The organism is Tenacibaculum sp. AHE14PA (assembly GCF_019278465.1).
GTDB classification, from domain to species: Bacteria; Bacteroidota; Bacteroidia; order Flavobacteriales; family Flavobacteriaceae; genus Polaribacter; species Polaribacter bernardetii.
The window spans coordinates 81411-103577 of sequence record NZ_CP058983.1 but is presented as its reverse complement, the minus strand read 5'-3'; the positions used below and the strand labels follow the sequence as shown (position 1 = coordinate 103577).

The following is a 22167-nucleotide window of genomic DNA, read 5'->3' as shown; positions in this document are numbered from 1 at the left end:
AATATCTTGAACATGAAAACGGCTAACTAATATTACTCCAAAGTCCGTTTTTTTTCTGTATTTGACTATATACTTTTAATAAACTAGCATTTTTAGGCTTAGAGATAGTTGCATCTTCCTCTAAAACACGACTAGCTGTTTGTCGTGCTTTGTGCAAAATAGCGCCGTCTTTTACAACGTCTGCAATTTTAAGGTTTAAGACGCCACTTTGTTGCGTACCCATAATATTGCCAGGACCACGGAGTTTTAAATCTACCTCTGCAATTTTAAACCCATCAGTAGTTTCAACCATAGTTTGCAAACGAGTTTTACTATCAGAAGATAATTTAAAACTCGATAATAAAATACAATAACTTTGTTCTGCACCACGCCCTACTCTACCTCGTAACTGGTGTAACTGACTCAACCCAAAACGTTCGGCGCTTTCAATAACCATTACCGATGCATTCGGTACATTTACTCCAACTTCAATTACTGTAGTTGCTACCATTATTTGAGTTTCTCCTTTTACAAAACGATTCATTTCGTATTCTTTATCCGCAGGCTTCATTTGCCCATGCACAATACTAATTTGATATTTTGGAGACGGGAAATCACGAACAATACTCTCGTAACCATCCATTAAATCTTTATAATCCATCGCTTCAGACTCTTGAATTAACGGATACACTACATATGCTTGACGTCCTTTATTTATTTCGTCCTTTAAAAACTTAAAAACACTTAAACGGTTACTGTCATAACGATGTACTGTTTTAATTTCTTTACGACCAGGAGGCAATTCATCAATTACCGAAATATCTAAATCTCCATAAACCGACATTGCCAATGTTCTCGGAATTGGTGTTGCGGTCATTACCAAAACATGCGGTGGCACAGATTTATCAACTCTTACCGAAGGAAGATTTTTTAAACTAGTTTCTAGCTTTGATATAACGCTTTCTATATCTTCTGTAATTTCTTTTTCGCTTAATCGAATAATTTGATACCCAAATTCATTTAAAATTGTGGTTCTTAAGTTAGCAGCTTCTATCTGTTCGGGTGTAACATGGTATTTCCCATCAACCTCTACAATTAACTTCTTCTCTAAACAGATAAAATCGACCATAAACTCATCAATAATATAATATCTTCTGAATTTAAAAGTGTTTTTTTTAGTGCTTAAAACTTCCCATAAAGCTCTTTCTTCTTTGGTTGTTTTATTTTTACGCTTTAACGCAATCTCTTTTAATAATTTATATTCTGAAGGATGTGTTTCTAGATATTTTTCACGAACTGCTTTTCCTTTTTCTTCAGAAATTGCTGTTACCGGGTTTTTCTCCCATAATTTAGAACGTTGTGCTACTCCAAAACGATGTTGTTCATCAATAATTGAAATACCTAAATTCTTAAACTGTACTTTATCTTCTAAAATGGCATGCGTTCCTATTAAAATATGCACAGATCCGTTTTCTAAACCTGTGTGAATTTCACGACGTTTTTTTATTTTACTAGATCCTGTAAGTAATTCAACTTTTATCGTTGTTCCTTCTAATAACTCAACTATTCCGTGATAATGTTGCGTTGCCAAAATTTCGGTCGGCGCCATTATTGTTGCTTGGTAACCGTTATCAATTGCAATTAACATGGTTAATAAAGCTACAATTGTTTTACCAGAACCAACATCACCTTGCAATAAACGATTCATGTGCGCACCAGAACCAATATCCTTTCTTATCTCTTTTAAAACTCTTTTCTGAGCATTGGTTAATTCAAAAGGTAAATTATTTTTATAAAAATTAGTAAATTCCTCTCCTACTTTCTCAAAAACATAGCCTTTAATTTTTGATTTACGGATGAGTTTTTTTTGCAGTAACTGTAATTGAATAAAAAATAATTCTTCAAATTTTAAGCGATATTGAGCTTTTGCTAATAATTCTTGACTTTTAGGAAAGTGGATATTTAACAAAGAATCTTTTTTTCCTAACAACTGATTTTCATCAATTAAATAGGTTGGTAGCGATTCTTCTATTTGCCCGAATACTTGCTGAAATAAATTCTGAATAAAACCTCTTAAAACTTTATTACTAATTCCTTTATTACTTAATTTTTCTGTGGATGGATATACAGGCTGCATAGACGTTTGCAACTTACTTTTATACTCTTTTACCGTTTCCATTTCTGGATGCGGCATGTTTGCAACATTATTATACCAATTTAATTTTCCGTAAATTACATACGGAACATCCGTTTTTAAACTATCCTTTATCCATTTTGCGCCTTTAAACCAAACTAAATCTATCGAACCCGTAGCGTCAGAAAATGTTGCCACTAACCTACTTCCTCTTTTTTGCTTCACTTCTTTAACACTCGTAATCTTACCAACCACCTGAACCTCAGCAGTATTTTGCGACAATTCTTTTATGGTATAAAACTGAGTTTTATCAATATAGCGAAACGGAAAAAGGTACACTAAGTCATTGCACGTTCTTACACCTAACTCGGTATACAACAATTCTGCTCGGGCTACACTAACGCCTTTTATGTATGTTACAGGATGATTTAAATTCATTAAATACGAAAATACAAAAAGACATTAAAATCAACTATCTTTGCACTCTTAAATTCACCAAATGAGATTACATAGAAATTTAGTTTACGCAGTGATTGATAGTTTACGTGACGTTTTTAACGACGACGTATATGCAGATAAAGCTGTTGAAAAGGCATTGAAAAGAGATAAAAGATGGGGAGCACGAGATAGAAAATTTGTTGCTGAAACTATTTATGATATTGTACGTTGGAAACGTTTATACGGTGAAATCGCCGATGTAAAAACTCCATATTCTAGACCCGACTTATGGCGTTTACTAGTGGTTTGGTGTGTATTAAGAGGTATTAAATTACCAGATTGGAATCAAATTGAAGAAACTCCAACTAGAAGAATTAAAGGTCGTTTTGATGAGCTTTCAAAAACTAGAAAATACAGAGAATCTATTCCTGATTGGATTGATGAATTAGGTGTTAAAGAATTAGGTGAAGATATTTGGACAAAAGAAATTGCAGCTTTAAATAAACGAGCTGATGTTATTTTACGTACAAATACTTTAAACGTAACTAAAGAACACTTACAAAACGATTTAAAACAAGAAGGTATTGAAACCGAATTTATTGATGGTTGTGATGATGCTTTACGTTTAGTAGAACGTGCTAATGTTTTTAAAACAGAAGCTTTTCATAAAGGTTTCTTTGAGGTACAAGATGCTTCTTCTCAATTAGTAGCTGCTTATTTAGATGTTGAACCAGGTATGAAAGTAATTGATACTTGTGCCGGTGCCGGTGGTAAAACATTACATTTAGCTGCTTTAATGAAAAACAAAGGTCAAATTGTTGCCATGGATATTTACGAAAGTAAATTGAAAAAATTAAAAGTTAGAGCGCGTAGAAATGGTATTAGTAATATCGATTTAAAAGTAATTGATTCTACCAAAGTAATTAAAAAACTATATGGTAAAGCTGATAGAGTTTTAATTGATGCTCCTTGTTCTGGTTTAGGTGTTTTGCGTAGAAATCCTGATAGTAAATGGAAATTACAACCTGAATTTATTGACAACATTAAAGAAATTCAGCAAGATGTTTTACAACGATATTCTCGAATGGTAAAACCTGGTGGTAAATTAGTGTACGCTACTTGTTCTGTATTACCTTCTGAAAATCAAGATCAAGTAAAAATATTTTTAGCTTCTGAAGATGGTAAAGATTTTTCACTTGTAAAAGATAATAAAGTACTGGCTCATAAATTTGGTTTTGACGGATTTTACATGGCGCAATTAGTTAGAAAATAATATTTCAACATCATTTCTATTTTATTTTAGAATGATGTTTTTCATAAAATTCAAAAGGCTCATGATTTTTAAATCACGAGCCTTTTTCAATCAACTATTAAAAACTAACGTAATACAAAACGAATAGTTATGTAATTACACTTATATGACGGTACAGTTCTTATATCGTTACACAGAAATCTTACTTTAACAGTTTTTTAAGATTACTTTTTTTTGCTTAAAGCAACACTCGCCACTTTTATAAATTTTCATATACGTTCGTTTATACTTATTTTAGAGGCAACTAACTAAATTTTTAAACTTATGACAAATTCAAAAAAACCAAATACCTTATTTTGGGTTATTGGTGTAATTTCATTATTATGGAACGCAATGGGTGTTAATCAATACCTACAGCAAGCTTATAATACCGCTACTTTTAAAGCAATGTATCCTGATGAAAAAGTATTAGAAATGGCGCAAAACACTCCATCTTGGGTTATGACAGCTTTTGCCCTTGCTGTTTTTGGTGGTTTTCTTGGAAGTGTATTTTTATTACTACGTAAAAAAATCGCAAAACCTATATTCTTAACTTCTCTAATAGCTATTGTTATACAAATGACATACAACGTATTTATGAGTGGAGCTATGGAAGTGTATGGTGCTGGTGTTTTAATAATGCCTTTTATGGTTATCGGATTTGCCTTTTTTATACTGTGGCACACTAAAAAATGTGAAACCAAAGGTTGGCTTTCTTAATGTTTAAAAAAAATTAAAGCTGTCTTTAAAAACAGCTTTTTTATTCTATTAAAACAAAAATAAATTCAGCCACACAAGCTGGTTCCTCTTGTCCTTTTATTTCTATTAAGCAATTGAACGTTAATTTTTTTCCATTAGGAAAATCTTCAATTTGTTTTAAAGTACTTATCAATCGTAATTGACTATTTACTGGGACAGAATTTGGAAAACGGACTCTATTTAATCCGTAATTCAAGCCCATTTTAACGCTTTTTATTTCTATTAAATCTGATATTAACTCCGACAGCATGGCAACAGACATAAATCCGTGAGCCATCGTAGTTCCTGTAGGAGAATGTTTAGCTGCTTTTTCTTCATCAACATGAATCCATTGTTTATCTAAAGTAGCATTAGCAAAATCATTAATCATTTTTTGGGTAACCGTAAACCAAGTTCCTACTGGTAATGTTTTTCCTTCTAAACTATGTAATGCTGCTAAATTTTCAAAAACCAATTTACTCATATCAATACTATTATTTACTTACCATAAACATCGTCTTTTACTTTTGGCAACTCTAATTCATATTTTACAGCAATAGTTCTTATTACAAAAATTACAATTGCTGGTATTATAAAATGAAGATCTTCATTTATATTAAAATTGCCCAAAATAAGATATACCACACCGCCGGCTAAACAAGCGGAAGCATATATTTCTTTTTTAAAAATTAACGGTACTTTTCGGGTAAGCACATCTCTTATTACTCCACCAAAAACAGCTGAAACCATTCCCATAACCAATGCTATAAAGGGGTGTAAATCGTATGCTAATCCTTTCTCTAATCCTAATAATGTAAACACACTTATACCAATAGTATCGAATAGAAACATGGTTTTTCTTAACGGCGCAATTTTACTTCTAAAAAGAAATGTAACAGCTACAGCTATTAAAATTGTCCAGATATAATTAATATCACCAATCCAATTTATTGGATGTGCATTAATTAAAACATCTCGCATCATACCACCACCTACTGCGGTAACAAAAGCAATGATAATAACTCCGAATAAATCAAAGTTTTTTTTCATTGCAACTAGTGAGCCACTTATGGCAAAAGCAAATGTCCCTGCAATATCAAGAGCGTAAATAATATCCACTTATATCTTTATTTCAGAAATTCGTATTTGTAAAGTTCTTTCTACCTCTTTTATATTATTTCTTTCATTGTTAAGAATTAAGACTAAAGAAACTCCTTTTTTACCTGCTCTTGCAGTTCTACCACTTCTGTGTGTGTAATATTCAATTTGTTCTGGTAATTGATGGTGCACAACAAATCCTAAATTATGTACATCAATCCCTCTTGCGGCAACATCTGTTGATACTAAAATTTGAAGATTCTCATTTTTAAAAGCACGCATTACTTTTTCACGATCTCTTTGCTGCATATCACCTTCTAAAGCCTCTACAGAAAAACCTTCTTCTTTTAACTCTTTCGTTAATTTTTGAGCTCCTGCTTTTGTTCTAGCAAAAATAATTCCCCTTTCAGCATTTCTTTTTTCTAAAAACTTAACAATTACATCTACTTTTTCTGGAATTGTAGTTTGCACAAACTGATGCGTTATGTTTGCGTTTACCAATGAGTTTTTATTCACTTCAACCTGTTTTGCTGAAGCATCCATATATTTTTTAATAATATTTCTTATTTCATCTGGCATTGTTGCCGAGAACAACCATGTTTTTCTTGTACCTGAAGTATATTTTAAAATACGGTTTATATCTAATTTAAACCCCATACTCAGCATTTCATCAGCTTCATCAAGCACTAAGGTGTTAATATCTTTTAAATCAACTTCACCTCTTTCTATCAAATCAATTAAACGACCTGGAGTTGCTACTACTACATGTGTCGTTCTTTTTAAATTATTAATCTGACGGTCAATTTTTTCTCCACCATAAACAGCTTCTATAAAAATCTTATCGTCTACATATTTTGTAAACTTAAATAATTGTTTTTTTATTTGCTGAACCAACTCTCTTGTAGGCGATAATATTAACGCTTGAATTGTGTCTTTTGATGTATCTATCTTATGTAAAGCAGGCAAACCATAGGCAGCAGTTTTACCTGTACCTGTTTGAGCCAACCCAATAAAATCAGCATCGTTTTGTAATAAATAAGGTATTGCTTGTTCTTGTACTTCAGTAGGTGTTGTTATTCCTAACTCCTTTAATCCCTGAACATATTCTTTTCGTATTCCTAATGCTGTAAATGTTGTCATTCTCTTTATTTATAAATGCAAAGATATTGCTTTATTATTTCCCTAAAAGTAAGTTTGTTATTTCTTTAGTGACTCTTTTTGGCTTTTGTGTTTTTGCGTCTAACAGACAAAATGTAGTTTGCGACTTCACTAAAAGAGTTGCTCCTCTTCGCATTTCGAAATGACGAACAGATTTTATTCCTGCTGTTTCACCTACCCAAGTTTTAACAGTAATTTCATCTCCTAAAGCACCTTGTTGTTTGTAATCTATTTCATGGCGAATTACAAACCAAACATAATCTGGTTTTGGTACATCTTTTATTAAAAACGTCCAATGATCTGCAGATACTTCTTGCATCCACTTTACATACACCACATTATTAACATGATTATACTCATCTATTTCATTTGCAGTAGCAATGTATTTTTTTTCATGAAAATTCATTTCACAAAACTACGCCAATGATGTTAATTATTACTTAAATATACCCTCGATTTTATATCTATATCATTTTATTGCTGATCTTCGAAGATTGAAAACTAAGTATGAATAAAACTACAAGTAACTTTGGTACCGAAAAGATTAGTAAACTTCTTTTAAAGCAAGCAATACCTGCTTCTATAGGAATTTTAGTAATGTCATTAAACATGATTGTCGACACTATTTTCGTTGGTCGTTGGATTAGTGTTATGGCAATTGCAGCAATTACGGTTGTTTTACCAATCGCTTTTTTAATTTCATCTATCGGAATGGGAATTGGTATTGGTGGTAGTTCTATTATTTCAAGAGCTTTAGGTAAAGGTGACACCTCAAAAGCTTTTAAAGTATTTGGTAATCAAATTAGTTTAACTGTTTTCTTATCTGTATTATTTGTAGCCATAGGAATCTTTTTTGGCTTTCCTCTTTTACAGTTATTTGGGGCTAAAGGAGAAATATTAACTCCTGCTACCGATTATTTTAATGTTATTCTTTGGGGAGTACCTTTTTTAGCTTTTGCAATGATGGGAAATCCTGTGGTAAGAGCCGTTGGAAAACCTAATTATGCCATGCTTACTTTAATTTTCCCAGCTGTTATTAATATTCTTTTAGACGTTATTTTTATAAAATTCATGAATTTAGGAATGTATGGTGCCGGGTTAGCAACTTCATTCTCATACGCTGTAAGTGGATTATTTATATTATGGTTCTTCTTATCTAAAAATACTGAGTTAAAAATTATTCCAAAATTTTTTATTATTGATTTCTCTATTTTAAAAGAAATTATTGCCCTGGGCGGAATTACCATTATTAGACAAGGAACAATTAGTCTTTTAATTATTATTTTAAATTATACCTTATTTAAATATGGTGGAGAAATATCAATTGCAGTATATGGAATAATCAACCGAGTAATGCTATTTTCTCTCTTTCCTGTATTAGGAGTAACGCAAGGTTTTTTGCCTATTGCAGGGTTTAATTATGGTGCAAACAATACTACAAGAGTTAAAGAGTCTATAAAAATTGCGATAACTTTTGGTTCGGCAATAGCTACACTAATTTTCATAGTAATAATGATTTTTCCTACCGAACTCGTAAGCCTTTTTACTGATGATGATAAATTGATTAAACTTACTTCTAATGCTTTAATTATAACATTTTTAGCTACCCCTGTAATTACAATTCAACTCATAGGTTCGGCTTATTTTCAAGCAGCAGGAAAAGCTTTACCTGCTTTATTGTTAACATTATTAAAACAAGGTTTTTTCTTAATTCCGTTAGTATATATTCTACCTAAATTTTTTGGTATAAATGGTGTTTGGATGTCTTTTCCAATTGCTGATATATTAGCTACATTGGTTACTTACTTATATTTAAACAGAGAAATTAAACGCAGTTTAAATTAAGCTTTCTCCGTTTAAATTTGTAGTTAACACATCGCTCATTAAGTTAAAAAACGGACGTAAAGCTTTAAAAGAAATATTTACTTCGGATAAAAAATCTTTAGATAATACCTCTTTATCTGTAAAATTACGAACTGCAATAAATCCTTTTTTTCGTAGTAAGTCGATATCAGGATGGTTTTTATCGAATCCTCTTGGTGCAGATTTTAGTTCCGCTCCTTCAAAACTAGCTCCAAAGTTCTTTACAAATTCTGGATCTTTTAAAATGTCTCTAAAATCAGCAGCATCCATTTCTATTTCTTTTCGTATACGTAATAAATCTTCTTTATTAGGTTCCCAAAATCCGCCAGCTAAAAAACTTTCTCCCGGACGAATACGTAAGTAATAACCTCCACGTAAATGTTTTCCTTTTCTAGAAAAAGAACCTGCAAAATGAGGTTTATAAGGTGTTTTATCTTTCGAAAAACGAACATCTCGATATATTCTGAAGAGCTTAAACTTGTCTATTTCGTCGTGTTTTTCTAAATCTTCTCTTATGTGTGCGTAAAAATCTTTTGCATGATCTTGTATTTCTTTAAAAGCATCTTTTTGAGCTGCAAACCAATCGCGATTGTTATTTTCTTTTAAATCTTTTAAAAATTGAAGCGTTGATTTTTCTAATTGCATACATGTTATTTTTTACAGTTTGAAAGGTACAAAAAAACGCTGTAGAAAAAATCGACAGCGTTTATATATTTTGTTCTTTTGCGTTAGGGATTGAACGGTTTGTTTGAGCTCTTTTTTATTGTCAATTCGAGTGAATTTGCTTTTTCGCAAATTATTATCGAGAATACAATAAAAAAAGCGAGTAGTGAAAGCCCGCTCGAACGCCCTAATAATTATTTTAAACGTTAAATCTAAAATTCATAATATCACCATCTTGTACGATGTACTCTTTACCTTCGATACCTAATTTACCTGCTTCTTTTACTTTTTGCTCACCGCCTAAAGTTGTGTAATCTTCGTATTTGGTTACTTCGGCACGGATAAACCCTTTCTCGAAATCGGTGTGAATTACTCCGGCTGCTTGTGGTGCAGTATCACCAATATTAATCGTCCAAGCTCTTACTTCTTTTACACCAACGGTAAAATACGTTTGTAAGTTTAATAATTTGTATGCTGCTCTAATTAAAACAGAAGCTCCTGCTTCTTTTAAGCCCATATCAGCTAAAAACATTTCACGCTCTTCGTAATCGTCTAACTCAGTAATATCTGCTTCTGTACCTACAGCTAAAACAATTACTTCGGCATTTTCGTCTTTTACAGCTTCTCTTACTTTAGTAACATAATCGTTACCATTCACAGCAGCACCTTCATCAACATTACATACATATAATACTGGCTTTGCAGTAATAAATTGTAATGATTGAACAATTTCTTGATCTTTTTCTGAAAAATCTATAGCTCTTACTGAAACTCCTCTCAATAAAGTTTCTTCAACTCTTAATAGAATTTCTAATTCTATTTGAGCTTCTTTATTACCAGTTTTAGCGGTTCTTTTTACACGCTCTAAACGCTTCTGAACAGTTTCTAAATCTTTTAATTGTAATTCAATATCAATCGTTTCTTTATCTCTAATAGGATCTACAGAAGCATCAACATGAATAATATTTTCGTTATCGAAACAACGTAAAACATGAATAATTGCATCTGTTTCACGAATGTTTGCTAAGAATTGGTTTCCTAATCCTTCTCCTTTACTTGCTCCTTTTACCAAACCGGCAATATCAACAATTTCTACTGTTGCAGGCATTACCCTTTCTGGGTTGACCATACCTTCTAAAACCTGAATTCTAGGATCTGGTACATTTACAACACCTACATTAGGTTCGATAGTACAAAAAGGAAAGTTAGCACTTTGCGCTTTTGCATTAGATAAACAATTAAATAACGTTGATTTTCCTACGTTTGGTAACCCTACAATTCCTGCTTTCATTCTGTTCTTTTATTGAAAATTTTGCGTTTGCAAATATACTATTTTGGTTTTTATAATCAATCATTAATTTTTTCAATAAAAAACATTAAAAATTAAAATAAAAAACCATAATCAATTGATTTTTACTACATTTAAGAAAATTTAACTAACCTAAATTAAAAATTATGAGAAAAAAAACACTTTTATTTATTGTATTTATGTTTGCCAGTGTGCACTTTTTAAGTGCTCAAATACAAATTAAAGGAACAATTAAAGATACAAGTAACGCGCCATTACCAGGCGCTAATATTCTAGAAAAAGGAACTACCAATGGTGGTTCTTCCGATTTAGATGGTAAATTTAGTTTAAGTGTAGATACAAACGCAACGCTTATTATTAGTTTTTCTGGTTTTGAAACTCAAGAAATAGCTGTTAATGGAAAAACTAATTTTAATATTGTTCTTAAAGAAGGTTTAGAATTAGACGAAGTAGTTATAACAGGTTCTAGAACACCTACAAGAAGTAATACTACGAGTGCTTTACCTATCGATATCGTTTCATCAAAAGATCTACAATCTACAGGTCAAGCTACTTTCGATAAAGCGCTACAATACAAAATACCTTCATTTAATACAGTACAAACACCTGTTAATGATGCTACTTCTTTATTAGATCCGTATGAAATTAGAAATATGGGACCAAGTAGAACGTTAATACTAATTAATGGTAAACGTAAAAACTTAAGTGCTTTATTGTATACACAAGATTCTCCTGGACGTGGAGAAACTGGTGCCGATATTTCTGCGATACCTACTGATGCAATAAAATCTATTCAAATACTTCGTGATGGTGCTTCTGCACAGTATGGATCTGACGCTATTGCTGGTGTTATGAATGTTATCTTAAAAGATAATTACAACGGTGGTTCTGCAACTTTTAGAGCAGGTATTACTTCTGAAGGTGATGGTGAAATGCTGGGAGTTAGTGTTAATAACGGAACTTCAATTGGTGATTCGGGTAAAGGTTTTATTAATTACACAGTTGATTTCTCTAAAACAACCTTGGCAAATAGACCAGGAATGGTTAGCGCCGAAGGTGAAGCAGTGGAGTTTGGAGCAGACATAGCTGATGTAAGAGAGTTTTTATCAAGAAACCCTGACGCTAATAATATAAATGGTGCTCCTGAAACTACTGCTTCTAAATTTTTAATTAATGGTAGTTATGACTTAACAGAAAACAGTAATCTATATTTTAATGCTGCATACGTTTATAAGAACGTAAATAGCTTTGCTAATTATAGAACTCCGTATTGGAAATCGGTAGTAACAGAACCATATTTAGCAGATTTATTTCCAGGAAGTCATCCAACAAACGCGGGTGGTTTTGACGGATATGTACCTACTTTTGAAGGTGTATTAAATGATTTTAATGCTACTTTAGGATTTAAAGCAAAGAAAAACGGTTGGAATAGTGACATTAGTGTAACTTTTGGAGGTAACAAGCAATCTTATGCTGTAAACAACTCTCATAATAGCTCTTACACTCTTACAGATCCTGTTTGGGATGATGCTAATAATAATGGGCAAGTAGATCCGGGTGAAGCTGTTTTCAATAACAATAAATATAGAGAAAACAGTCCTACATCATTTAACCCAGGAGGTACTGCTTTTAATCATGTTGTAGGTAATATAGATATTTCTAGAATATTATCAGACAATGTATCTATTGCTTTCGGTTCTGAATTTAGATCAGAAGTATTTGAAATTATTGCAGGAAGTACTGCTTCTTATGAAGGTGGTGGTTCTGATTCATTTGCGGGAAACAACCCTATAAACTCTGGTAGTTTTAATCGTTATAACTTAGGTGGTTATGTCAGTTTAGATTGGGATATTAATAAAGATTTCTTGATAAGCGGTACCGCTAGAGCTGAAAACTATTCTGATTTTGGTAGTACTTTTGTTTGGAAAATAAGTTCTCGTTATAAATTTGCTGATGATAAATACACTATAAGAGGGTCTGTTTCTACAGGATTTAGAGCACCTACATTACATCAAATTTATACTGAAAAGGCTCAATATTCTTTTGCTGATGATGGAGGTATCGAAATTAATGGTTTGGTTAACAACGTATCGCCAACAGCTAAAGCTTTAGGTATTCCTAAACTAAGACCAGAAGAATCTACAAACGTTACCGTTGGTTTTGGAGCTAAACCTATGAGAAACGTATCTTTTACTGTAGATTATTATAAAATTGATGTTGATGACAGAATCGTTTATACCAACCCTATAAATAATAATCAATTTTTTGTAAACGGATTTAGTACTACCACATCTGGTTTAGACTTTGTTGCTAGTTTTAATAGAATTGAATTAGGTGCAGGGAAACTAGGTTTTAATTTATCTGGTAACTACACGATAGAAAATGAAAGGACAAGCGATTTACCACAATTTGACGGACAAGATGTACTAGATAGAGCTAATTTAGCTTTAATGTTTACTTCTAGACCAAAAACAAAATGGATTTTAGGAACAAACTATAATGTTAACAAATGGGACTTTTCTTTAAACAATACATACTTCGGGAAAACTACATTTAAACAAAAGTTTATGAGTGATGATTTAAGAACAGAGTTTATACCTAAAATTGTTACTGATTTAGCTATTAATTATAGGTTCACCGATAAGATTAGTATCGCTCTAAACGTAAACAACATACTTAATGTTATCCCTGAATGGGAGTTTAAAGCTGAAAATGCAAACGGTCAATCAATTATTGATGATACAACAATCACTAGTTCTGGTTTAACACAAATTCAAAATGAAGCTAACGCTATAACATTTAACAATCGTTATGCTATAACAACTTATGATGGTTCACATTTTAGTCAATTAGGAACTATGTTTAATTTATCAGTGAATTATCAATTTTAATATTACACGTTTTTTATAATTATTTGATAGAAAGCCGAAATTTTTATGATTTTCGGCTTTCTTATTTTAAAACATCTAATTTTATTACTAATTAATCATAAAAAAAATCCTGAGGTAAAACTCAGGATTTTTTTTATTTCTAAAATAATTGTTATTCGTTATGCATAAACTTCTGCTTACCTAACAATGCTTCTTCAGTTTCAACGTTATCATCATCAGGCACACAACAATCTACAGGACAAACTGCCGCACATTGAGGCTCTTCATGAAAACCTTTACATTCGGTACACTTGTCTGCAACAATATAGTAAATTTCATCAGAAATAGGCTCTTGAGTTTCATCTGCATTTGCTTTTTTACCATTTGGTAAAACCACATTTCCAGTTAAATCTGTTCCGTCTGCATATTTCCAATCATCAGCTCCTTCATAAATTGCTGTATTCGGACATTCTGGTTCACATGCACCACAATTTATACATTCATCTGTTATAATAATTGCCATAATTAATCTGTTTCAGTTTTGTAACTTTGCAATCGCAAAAATAGTTCCAAATTAACTTAGAAACAAAATAAATGGATACAATCCAAAATAGAATTTCAGCTTTTGTAGAATTAGGGAAATTTTTAAGCCAGTTTACCCAAAAAGAAACTGCTCAAAAAAACGATATCCAATTCAATGATTTGTTTTTTGACGGATTTAAACATCAATTAAAAATAGCAGGAGAAAAAAATACTTGGTTTACCAAAGAAAACTTATTGTTTGCTACCGAAAGTTGGTCTAAAGCCTTAACAAACGAAAATATTCAACAATGGGTTGCTAACGAAAATTTAGGTAAAAATGACATCAAACAAGTTGCCGTTATTATGGCAGGAAATATTCCGCTAGTCGGATTTCATGATTTCCTATCTGTTTTAATTTCTGGGCATTCGGTTTTAGTTAAACAATCTTCTAACGATAAAAACTTATTGCCTTTTTTAGCGAAGTATTTAGAATACGTTCAGCCAGAATTAAAAGGTAAAATTACATTTACGGAACAAAAGTTAACTGGCTTTGATGCTGTAATAGCTACAGGAAGTAATAATACGGCGCGTTATTTCGAATATTATTTTAAAGATAAACCTAGTATTATTAGAAAAAGCAGAAATTCGGTTGCTGTTTTAACAGGAAACGAAACGGCACAAGATTTTGAAAATTTAAGTAATGATGTATTTTGTTACTTCGGATTAGGTTGTCGTTCGGTATCAAAATTATATGTTCCTAAAGATTATAATTTCGATCCTTTTTTTACGGGAATGTTTAACAAACAAGAAATTATCAACAATGCAAAATATGCCAATAATTACGATTACAACAAAGCGGTGTATTTAATGAGCGAGTTCGATATTTTAGAAAACGGGTTTTTAATGATTAAGGAAGATGAAAGCTATGCCTCTCCTATTGCTTCTGTTTTTTATGAATATTACGACAATGCAGATGATTTAAAAACAAAATTAAAGCAAGACGAAGAAAAAACACAGTGTATCGTTGCAAATAATTTTATAGAAGGAGAAATTGCATTTGGCGAAACACAAAATCCGCAGTTATGGGATTATGCTGATGGCGTAAATACCTTAGAATTTTTATCAAAAATTTAAAGATAAACTCCTTATAAATTTCGCACCTTTGTGCTAACAAAACACTACTAAATAATGAAAAAACATAACTTTAGTGCAGGTCCGTGTATTTTACCAGAAGAAGTGTTACAAAAAGCTTCTGAAGCTATTATAAACTTTAATGATGATAATTTATCGTTGTTAGAAATATCGCACAGAAGTAAACCCTTTGTTGCTGTTATTGAAAACGCACGAAGTTTAGCTTTAGAATTATTAGGCTTAGAAAACAAAGGTTACAAAGCGCTATTTTTACAAGGCGGTGCAAGCAATCAATTTTTAATGACTGCTTACAATTTACTAAACAAAAAAGCCGCGTATTTAAATACCGGTACTTGGAGTAGCAAAGCTATTAAAGAAGCAAAATTATTTGGCGAATTGGTTGAGGTAGCTTCATCCGAAGATAAAAACTTTAATTACATACCTAAAGGATATGAAATTCCTACAGATGTAGATTATTTTCATTGTACGAGTAACAATACAATTTACGGATCGCAAATGAAAAGTTTTCCTGAAACTAATGTTCCGTTAATTTGTGATATGAGTTCTGATATATTTTCGCGTCAATTAGATTTTTCTAAGTTTGATTTGATTTATGCTGGTGCCCAAAAAAACATGGGTCCTGCAGGAACAACGTTAGTAATTGTAAAAGAAGATGTTTTAGGCAAAGTAACACGCGAGATTCCATCAATGCTAAATTACCAAACTTTTATTGATAAAGATAGCATGTTTAACACACCTCCTGTTTTTGCGGTGTATACATCAATGCTTACTTTAGAGTGGTTGAAAGATTTAGGCGGAATTGAGTTTATAGAAAAAGTAAACAATCAAAAATCAGCACTTTTATATAGTGAAATAGATAGAAACCCTTTATTTAAAGGAGCTGTTGTTAAAGAAGACAGAAGCCATATGAACGCTACTTTTTCTTTAACAGACAACAATTTAAAAGAAACATTTAACACCCTATGGAAAGAAGCCAATATTAATGGTTTAGACGGCCACAGAAGTGTTGGTGGTTACAGAGCAAGTATGTACAATGCATTGCCATTATATAGTGTGCAAGCATTGGTAGATGTAATGCAAGAATTAGAACGAAAAGCATAATACAAACGTCATTCCGAACAAAGTGAAGGAATCTATTTATAAAGATTGCCACATCATTTTATTCCTCGCAATGACATTATAAAAGTAAGAATGAAAATATTAGCAAACGACGGAATCTCAGAAAGTGGAAAAGCTACTTTAGAAAATGCAGGATTTGAAGTAATAGTTACCAAAGTTGCCCAAGAGCAATTAGATAGTTTTATCAATGATGAAGAAATTAATGCCATCATTATTAAAAACACTACAGAAATACATGCTGAACTTATAGATAATTGTCCGACCTTAAAGTTAATTGCAAACGCAAGTACAAATAACGACAACGTAGATGTTATATATGCTGAAGAAGCTGGTTTACAAGTTGTAAATATTTCTGATGCTAGTGCCAATGCTGTTGCCGAATTGGTTTTTGCCCATTTATTAGGAATGGCTCGTTATTTACATCAAGCCAACAGAGAAATGCCTTTAGAAGGCGATGTAAGTTTTAATGCTTTAAAATCTCAATTTTCTAACGGAACCGAATTACGTGGTAAAACATTGGGTATTATTGGTATGAATGCTGCAGGACAACAAGTAGCTAAACTCGCTTTAGGACTTGGAATGAAAGTGGTTGCCTTTGATGTTAACTTCGATAATACAATAACAATTCCAGTGGAGTTTTTTAACGGTGAAATTATTGATATTCAAATTGATATGTTAAGTTCTGATGAGTTATTAAAAGAAGCACATTTTATCAGCTTACATTTATCTGCTCAAGAAAAGCATCTAATCGGAGTTAAAGAATTTGAAAAGATGAAAGACGGAGTTGGTTTTATTAATGTCGCTCAAGGCGGGTTGGTAGATGAGGTTGCCTTAATTAACGCTATAGAGAGCGGTAAAGTGAAGTATGCAGGTTTAGATACTTTCGAAAATCAACCAAATCCAGAGATTCAGTTATTAATGAATCCTGAACTTTCTTTAAGTCCTAATATTGCTTCATATACTATAGAAGCACAGCATAAAACAGGTACAGAGTTGGCAGATAAAATTATTAATTCTTTACACTAAAAACTAAAATTATTAATGGCAATTGTAAAACCATTTAAAGCAGTACGAGCAACTCGAGATAAAGTTGCCATGGTATCTTCTAAATCATATGAAGTTTATCCTCCAGACATGTTAAATGCTAAGTTAGCTTTTAATCCTTTTTCATTTTTACATGTTGTAAATCCTGGGTATAAATATCATAAACAAGATATTACTGGTGATCAACGCTTTAAATTGGTGCACAATCGTTATTTAGAATTTAAAGAAGATGGTATTTTTACAAAAGATAAGAACCCTGGTTTTTATATTTATCAAAAAATAACACCAACCAATTCTTTTTGCGGAATTATAGCTGCAACTTCTGTAGAAGATTACCACAACAATACCATTAAAAAACACGAAGGCACTTTAAGAGAAAGAGAATTATTATTTGAAAACTACTTAAAAAACACTGGGTTTAATGCAGAACCTGTGCTTTTAACGTATCCTGATGATGATATTATTAATAGTATTATTAAAAAATATCGTAAAAATAGGGCTGAATACGAATTTTCTACAACAGATAAGGATTCACATTTATTATGGATTATAGATGATGAAAAAGATGTTGCACAAATTTCTAATGCTTTTTCACAAGTAAACACTTTATATATTGCCGATGGCCATCATCGCTCTACTTCTGCTTGCTTGCTTGCAAAAAACTTGGCAAAAGAAAATCCGGAACATACTGGTAACGAAAAATATAATTTCTTCATGAGCTACTTGTTACCCGAAAGCCAATTAAGTATTTATGAATTTAATCGATTTATAAAAGATTTAAACGGCTTAGCTGTTGATGAGTTTTTAATTGAATTAGACACCTTTTTTAGAATAGAAAACAGAGGTCAGGAATTATATAGGCCAAAAGAAAAGCATCAATTTAGCATGTATTTAAATGGGGAGTTTTATGCTTTACACTTGCGAAAATCTGTCTATAAATTTACAGATGCTTTAAGTAAATTAGATGCTCAAATTTTGTATCAAACCATTTTAAATCCGATTTTAGGAATTAAAGATATAAGAAACGCATCAAAAATAATGTATTCGCAAGATAAATCAGACAGTTTAGAGTTGAAAACAAAAGTTGATAGTGGCGATTTTAAAGTTTCTTTCGGTATGTTACCAACCACAATAAACGAACTAAAAGAAATTGTAGATGCGGATATGTTAATGCCACCTAAAACCACTTATATCGAACCTAAACTGAGAAGTGCTTTAACTATTTATGAATTTTGATATGATGACAGGAATTAAAGAAAATCTTCAAGAAATAAAAAATACTATTCCCGAAAATGTAACCTTAGTTGCGGTTTCTAAAACCAAACCTATTACCGACCTTCAAGAAGCATATGATGCAGGTCAGCGTGTATTTGGTGAAAACAAAATTCAGGAAATGGTAACAAAGTTTGATGCTTTACCAAAAGACATTAAATGGCATATGATTGGACATTTACAACGCAATAAGGTAAAATACATGGCGCATTTTGTTGATTTAATTCACGGTGTAGATAGTTTAAAAACCTTGACAGAAATTAACAAACAAGCTAAAAAACACAATCGTGTAATTAACTGCTTACTTCAGGCTCGTATTGCAAAAGAAGATACCAAGTTTGGTTTGTCCTTTTTAGAGATTGATGAAATTATTTCATCAGAAGAATTTTCAGAGTTACAAAATATAAAGGTTGTTGGCTTTATGGGAATGGCTACTTTTACAGATAATCAGGAGCAATTACAAGAAGAATTTTCATCGTTAGCTACATTTTTTACTGAAAGGCAAAATAAAAACTCAAAACTATCTACGTTATCAATGGGAATGAGCGGTGACTATCAATTAGCTATCGAAAATGGTAGTAATATGGTAAGAATTGGTAGTGCTATTTTTGGAGTTCGAAATTATATTGTTTAGATTTACATTAATCAGCTAAAAAGAAAAAGAATTGTACGCAATATTAGATATTGAAACAACAGGGGGTAAATTTAATGAAGAAGGAATGACTGAAATTGCTATTCATAAATTTGATGGACACCAAATAGTCGATCAGTTTATTAGTTTAGTAAATCCTGAAAGAGATATTCAAGAATTTGTTGTTAAATTAACAGGTATAAATAATAAAATGCTTCGAAATGCACCAAAGTTTTACGAGGTGGCAAAACGAATTATAGAGATAACTGAAGGGTGTACTATTATTGCTCACAACGCTAATTTTGATTATCGTATTTTACGTCTAGAATTTAAACGTTTAGGCTATGATTTTAAGAGAAATACACTTTGTACTGTAGCACTTAGTAAAAAATTAATTCCAGAATCTCCTTCACACAGTTTAGGTAAACTATGCCGTTTTATTGGTATTCCTATGTCTGATAGACACAGAGCTAACGGAGATGCTTTAGCAACTATACAGTTATTTAAATTATTGTTAGAAAAAGATGTTCATAAAAGCATTATTCAACAATCAATAAAATATGCTGATAACAGGCAAGAAAAGCAACGTCTTATAAAGATATTAGATAAGCTACCTGAAAAACAAGGTGTGTTTTACGTGCATAATGAACAAGGTACTATTATATTTATTGGTAGAGGAAAAAACATCAAACAAGAAACAAATAAACTATTTTTAAAAGAAACTCCTAAAGCTAAGAAAATATTAAAAAGAGTTAACGATGTTAGCTATGAAGAAACCGGTAATGTACTTTTTACTCGTTTAAAATATCATTTAGAGCTTACAAGGTTAAAACCTAAGTTTAACGTTATTCGCAAACGAAAAAATGCTGATAAGAATTTTAATCACGATAATTTATTAATTGTAGATAAAGGAAGGGTCCCAGAAGAACATGCTGTCATTTTAATAGAAAACAACATCGTTTTAGGATATACGTATACCAACTTAGCTTTTCAAGAAAATAATTTAAGTATATTAAAATCAATGCTTACTCCTATAGAAAGTGCCGATTTAGCCAAAACAATTATTAAAAATTATTTACTAAAAAATAAAGTGTCTAAAATAGTAAGATTACAAATAGAAAATAATTTGTAATATTGTTAAAACATCATAAAAATATTTTTTTTGGAAAACAAAACGAAAAACTGGAAAGACAAATTACATGATGTAATTTACGGAACAGATACTCCAGCTGGTAAGTTGTTTGACATCGTGTTACTATTTGCTATTTTAATTAGTATCTTATTAGTAATGCTTGAAAGTATTGAGAGCTTTGATAATAAATATCATGATTTTTTAAATACTGCTGAGTGGGTTATTACCTTTTTATTTACCATAGAATATTTTGCTAGAATAATATCCATTAAAAAACCATCAAAATATATTTTTAGTTTTTATGGCGTTGTTGATTTTTTATCTACCATACCTAAATATTTATCACTATTTTTAATAGGTTCACATAGTTTAGTCGCGCTAAGAGCGTTTAGATTGCTACGAATTTTTCGAATTCTTAAGGTTTCGAGATACGTAGGAGAATCTAATCAACTTATAAAATCTTTAAATGCAAGTAAAGCTAAAATAGGAGTATTCTTATATTTTGTTCTTATTGTTTGCATTATTTTAGGTGCTGTAATGTACTTTATAGAAGGTGCTGAAAATGGTTTTACTAGTATTCCTAGAAGCATATATTGGTCTATCGTAACATTAACGACTGTTGGTTACGGAGACATTGCTCCGCAAACTGCTTTAGGTCAATTAATCGCAAGTATTACTGTTATTATCGGATACGCTATTATTGCGATTCCTACAGGAATTGTAAGTTCAGAAATGGCAAGAAAACAAGCTTTGTCTGATTCAAAAAAATGCCCTGATTGTTCAACTACCGGACATAAAGATGATGCCGAATTTTGTTATAACTGCGGAACAAAACTTAATTAAATGTCTCAAAAAAATATATTAATAACCATTGTTGGTGCTACAGCTATTGGTAAAACTGCACTTAGCATAAAGTTAGCACAACATTTTAATTGCGATATTATTTCGTGTGATTCTCGTCAGTTTTTTAAAGAAATGACTATCGGAACTGCGGTACCTGATTCTGATGAATTGGCTGCAGCTACACATCATTTTATTCAAAATAAAAGTATTTTCGAAGAGTATTCGGTTGGTCAGTTTGAGAAAGATACTTTAAGTAAGTTAGATGAATTATTCCTGAAAAATCCAATCCAAATAATGGTTGGCGGTAGTGGTTTATATGTTGATGCGGTTTTAAAAGGGTTAGATTACTTTCCGGAAATTGATCCATCAATAAGAATAAATCTTACCAAAGAATTAGAAGAAAACGGAATAGAACCGCTTCAGAATAAATTAAAAGAACTAGATATTGAAACGTATAATTCGATAACTATTGATAATCCGCATCGGTTAATGCGTGCTTTAGAAATTTGTATCGGCACAGGTAAAACCTACGCTTCTTTTAAAAACAAACCAAAAGCTCCTCGTAATTTTCAATCGATAAAAATTGGATTGACTGCCGATAGACAAATAATGTACGATCGTATTAATAAACGTGTTGATATGATGATGGATACTGGTTTATTAGAAGAAGCTAAAACAATGTATCCTCATAAAAAATTAAATGCTTTAAAAACGGTTGGATATAGAGAATTATTTGAATATTTAGATGGTAATTTTACCAAAGAATTTGCTATTGAAGAAATTAAAAAAAATACTCGTCGTTTTGCAAAACGACAAGGAACTTGGTTTAGAAAAGATAAAGAAATCGTTTGGTTTGATTATCAATCTGACCTCGAAACAATTGTAACAGCTATTAAAAATCAATTTTAACA

The 22167-nt window shown here is 31.4% G+C and carries 20 protein-coding genes; 12 read left to right on the top strand and 8 right to left on the bottom strand.

The window, feature by feature from the left end; translation table 11 throughout:
- Positions 1-22: 22 nt before the first annotated feature.
- The gene (locus H0I30_RS00485) at positions 23-2551 is read right to left on the bottom strand and encodes a DEAD/DEAH box helicase (RefSeq protein ID WP_218772357.1); all 2529 of its coding nucleotides are present in this window, start codon (positions 2549-2551) and stop codon (positions 23-25) included.
- A 61-nt stretch (positions 2552-2612) separates the two neighbouring features.
- Here H0I30_RS00485 and H0I30_RS00480 point away from each other — a divergent pair, with 61 nt between their 5' ends.
- Together H0I30_RS00480 and H0I30_RS00475 are read left to right on the top strand one after the other, a co-directional pair.
- Positions 2613-3824 (top strand): RsmB/NOP family class I SAM-dependent RNA methyltransferase, encoded by a 1212-nt coding sequence (locus tag H0I30_RS00480; protein ID WP_218772356.1) that lies wholly within the window; start codon positions 2613-2615, stop codon positions 3822-3824.
- A 303-nt stretch (positions 3825-4127) separates the two neighbouring features.
- Positions 4128-4562 (top strand): hypothetical protein, encoded by a 435-nt coding sequence (locus tag H0I30_RS00475; protein ID WP_218772355.1) that lies wholly within the window; start codon positions 4128-4130, stop codon positions 4560-4562.
- A gap of 40 nt (positions 4563-4602) precedes the next feature.
- Here the strand turns inward: H0I30_RS00475 and H0I30_RS00470 are convergent, their stop codons facing one another.
- The 4 genes from H0I30_RS00470 to H0I30_RS00455 are packed head-to-tail and all read right to left on the bottom strand — an operon-like array spanning position 4603 to position 7242.
- Complete coding sequence (locus tag H0I30_RS00470) at positions 4603-5064, bottom strand: MaoC family dehydratase (RefSeq protein WP_218772354.1); 462 nt, start codon at positions 5062-5064, stop codon at positions 4603-4605.
- A gap of 14 nt (positions 5065-5078) precedes the next feature.
- Positions 5079-5699: a trimeric intracellular cation channel family protein gene (locus H0I30_RS00465; RefSeq protein ID WP_218772353.1), complete on the bottom strand. Its 621-nt coding sequence runs from the start codon at positions 5697-5699 to the stop codon at positions 5079-5081.
- On the bottom strand, positions 5700-6818 hold the full coding sequence (locus H0I30_RS00460; protein WP_218772352.1) for a DEAD/DEAH box helicase: 1119 nt from the start codon (positions 6816-6818) through the stop codon (positions 5700-5702).
- A 34-nt stretch (positions 6819-6852) separates the two neighbouring features.
- A complete protein-coding gene (locus H0I30_RS00455; RefSeq protein WP_218772351.1) occupies positions 6853-7242 on the bottom strand; it encodes a thioesterase family protein in 390 nt (129 codons plus the stop codon).
- A 101-nt stretch (positions 7243-7343) separates the two neighbouring features.
- Between H0I30_RS00455 and H0I30_RS00450 the strand changes: the two genes are divergently transcribed.
- On the top strand, positions 7344-8681 hold the full coding sequence (locus H0I30_RS00450) for an MATE family efflux transporter (RefSeq protein WP_218772350.1): 1338 nt from the start codon (positions 7344-7346) through the stop codon (positions 8679-8681).
- On the opposite strand, the gene H0I30_RS00445 is transcribed toward H0I30_RS00450, so the two are convergent.
- Both H0I30_RS00445 and ychF read right to left on the bottom strand, forming a co-directional pair.
- The gene (locus H0I30_RS00445; RefSeq protein ID WP_218772349.1) at positions 8673-9344 is read right to left on the bottom strand and encodes a DUF2461 domain-containing protein; all 672 of its coding nucleotides are present in this window, start codon (positions 9342-9344) and stop codon (positions 8673-8675) included. The genes H0I30_RS00450 and H0I30_RS00445 overlap by 9 nt on opposite strands.
- Positions 9345-9561: 217 nt before the next feature.
- Positions 9562-10653: a redox-regulated ATPase YchF gene (gene ychF, locus H0I30_RS00440; RefSeq protein WP_218772348.1), complete on the bottom strand. Its 1092-nt coding sequence runs from the start codon at positions 10651-10653 to the stop codon at positions 9562-9564.
- A 164-nt stretch (positions 10654-10817) separates the two neighbouring features.
- Between ychF and H0I30_RS00435 the strand changes: the two genes are divergently transcribed.
- Positions 10818-13562: a TonB-dependent receptor gene (locus H0I30_RS00435; protein WP_218772347.1), complete on the top strand. Its 2745-nt coding sequence runs from the start codon at positions 10818-10820 to the stop codon at positions 13560-13562.
- A 151-nt stretch (positions 13563-13713) separates the two neighbouring features.
- On the opposite strand, the gene H0I30_RS00430 is transcribed toward H0I30_RS00435, so the two are convergent.
- Positions 13714-14064 (bottom strand): 4Fe-4S dicluster domain-containing protein, encoded by a 351-nt coding sequence (locus tag H0I30_RS00430; RefSeq protein WP_218772346.1) that lies wholly within the window; start codon positions 14062-14064, stop codon positions 13714-13716.
- Positions 14065-14135: 71 nt separating this feature from the next.
- Between H0I30_RS00430 and H0I30_RS00425 the strand changes: the two genes are divergently transcribed.
- From H0I30_RS00425 to miaA, 8 genes are all read left to right on the top strand, one after another.
- Positions 14136-15197, top strand: a complete 1062-nt coding sequence (locus H0I30_RS00425; RefSeq protein ID WP_218772345.1) for an acyl-CoA reductase — start codon at positions 14136-14138, stop codon at positions 15195-15197.
- Between the two features lie 54 nt (positions 15198-15251).
- Positions 15252-16316, top strand: coding sequence for a 3-phosphoserine/phosphohydroxythreonine transaminase (gene serC, locus H0I30_RS00420; RefSeq protein WP_218772344.1), 1065 nt, complete (start codon positions 15252-15254; stop codon positions 16314-16316).
- A 90-nt stretch (positions 16317-16406) separates the two neighbouring features.
- The gene (locus H0I30_RS00415; protein ID WP_218772343.1) at positions 16407-17360 is read left to right on the top strand and encodes an NAD(P)-dependent oxidoreductase; all 954 of its coding nucleotides are present in this window, start codon (positions 16407-16409) and stop codon (positions 17358-17360) included.
- Between the two features lie 15 nt (positions 17361-17375).
- On the top strand, positions 17376-18614 hold the full coding sequence (locus tag H0I30_RS00410) for a DUF1015 domain-containing protein (protein WP_218772342.1): 1239 nt from the start codon (positions 17376-17378) through the stop codon (positions 18612-18614).
- Entirely contained in the window at positions 18604-19284 is a 681-nt protein-coding gene (locus H0I30_RS00405; protein ID WP_255554334.1) for a YggS family pyridoxal phosphate-dependent enzyme, read from the top strand. Before H0I30_RS00410 ends, H0I30_RS00405 begins: the two co-directional genes overlap by 11 nt.
- 31 nt (positions 19285-19315) lie before the next feature.
- Positions 19316-20413, top strand: coding sequence for an exonuclease domain-containing protein (locus H0I30_RS00400; protein ID WP_218772341.1), 1098 nt, complete (start codon positions 19316-19318; stop codon positions 20411-20413).
- Between the two features lie 30 nt (positions 20414-20443).
- Complete coding sequence (locus tag H0I30_RS00395) at positions 20444-21256, top strand: ion transporter (RefSeq protein WP_218772340.1); 813 nt, start codon at positions 20444-20446, stop codon at positions 21254-21256.
- On the top strand, positions 21257-22165 hold the full coding sequence (gene miaA / locus H0I30_RS00390; RefSeq protein WP_218772339.1) for a tRNA (adenosine(37)-N6)-dimethylallyltransferase MiaA: 909 nt from the start codon (positions 21257-21259) through the stop codon (positions 22163-22165).
- The last annotated feature ends 2 nt before the right edge of the window (positions 22166-22167 follow it).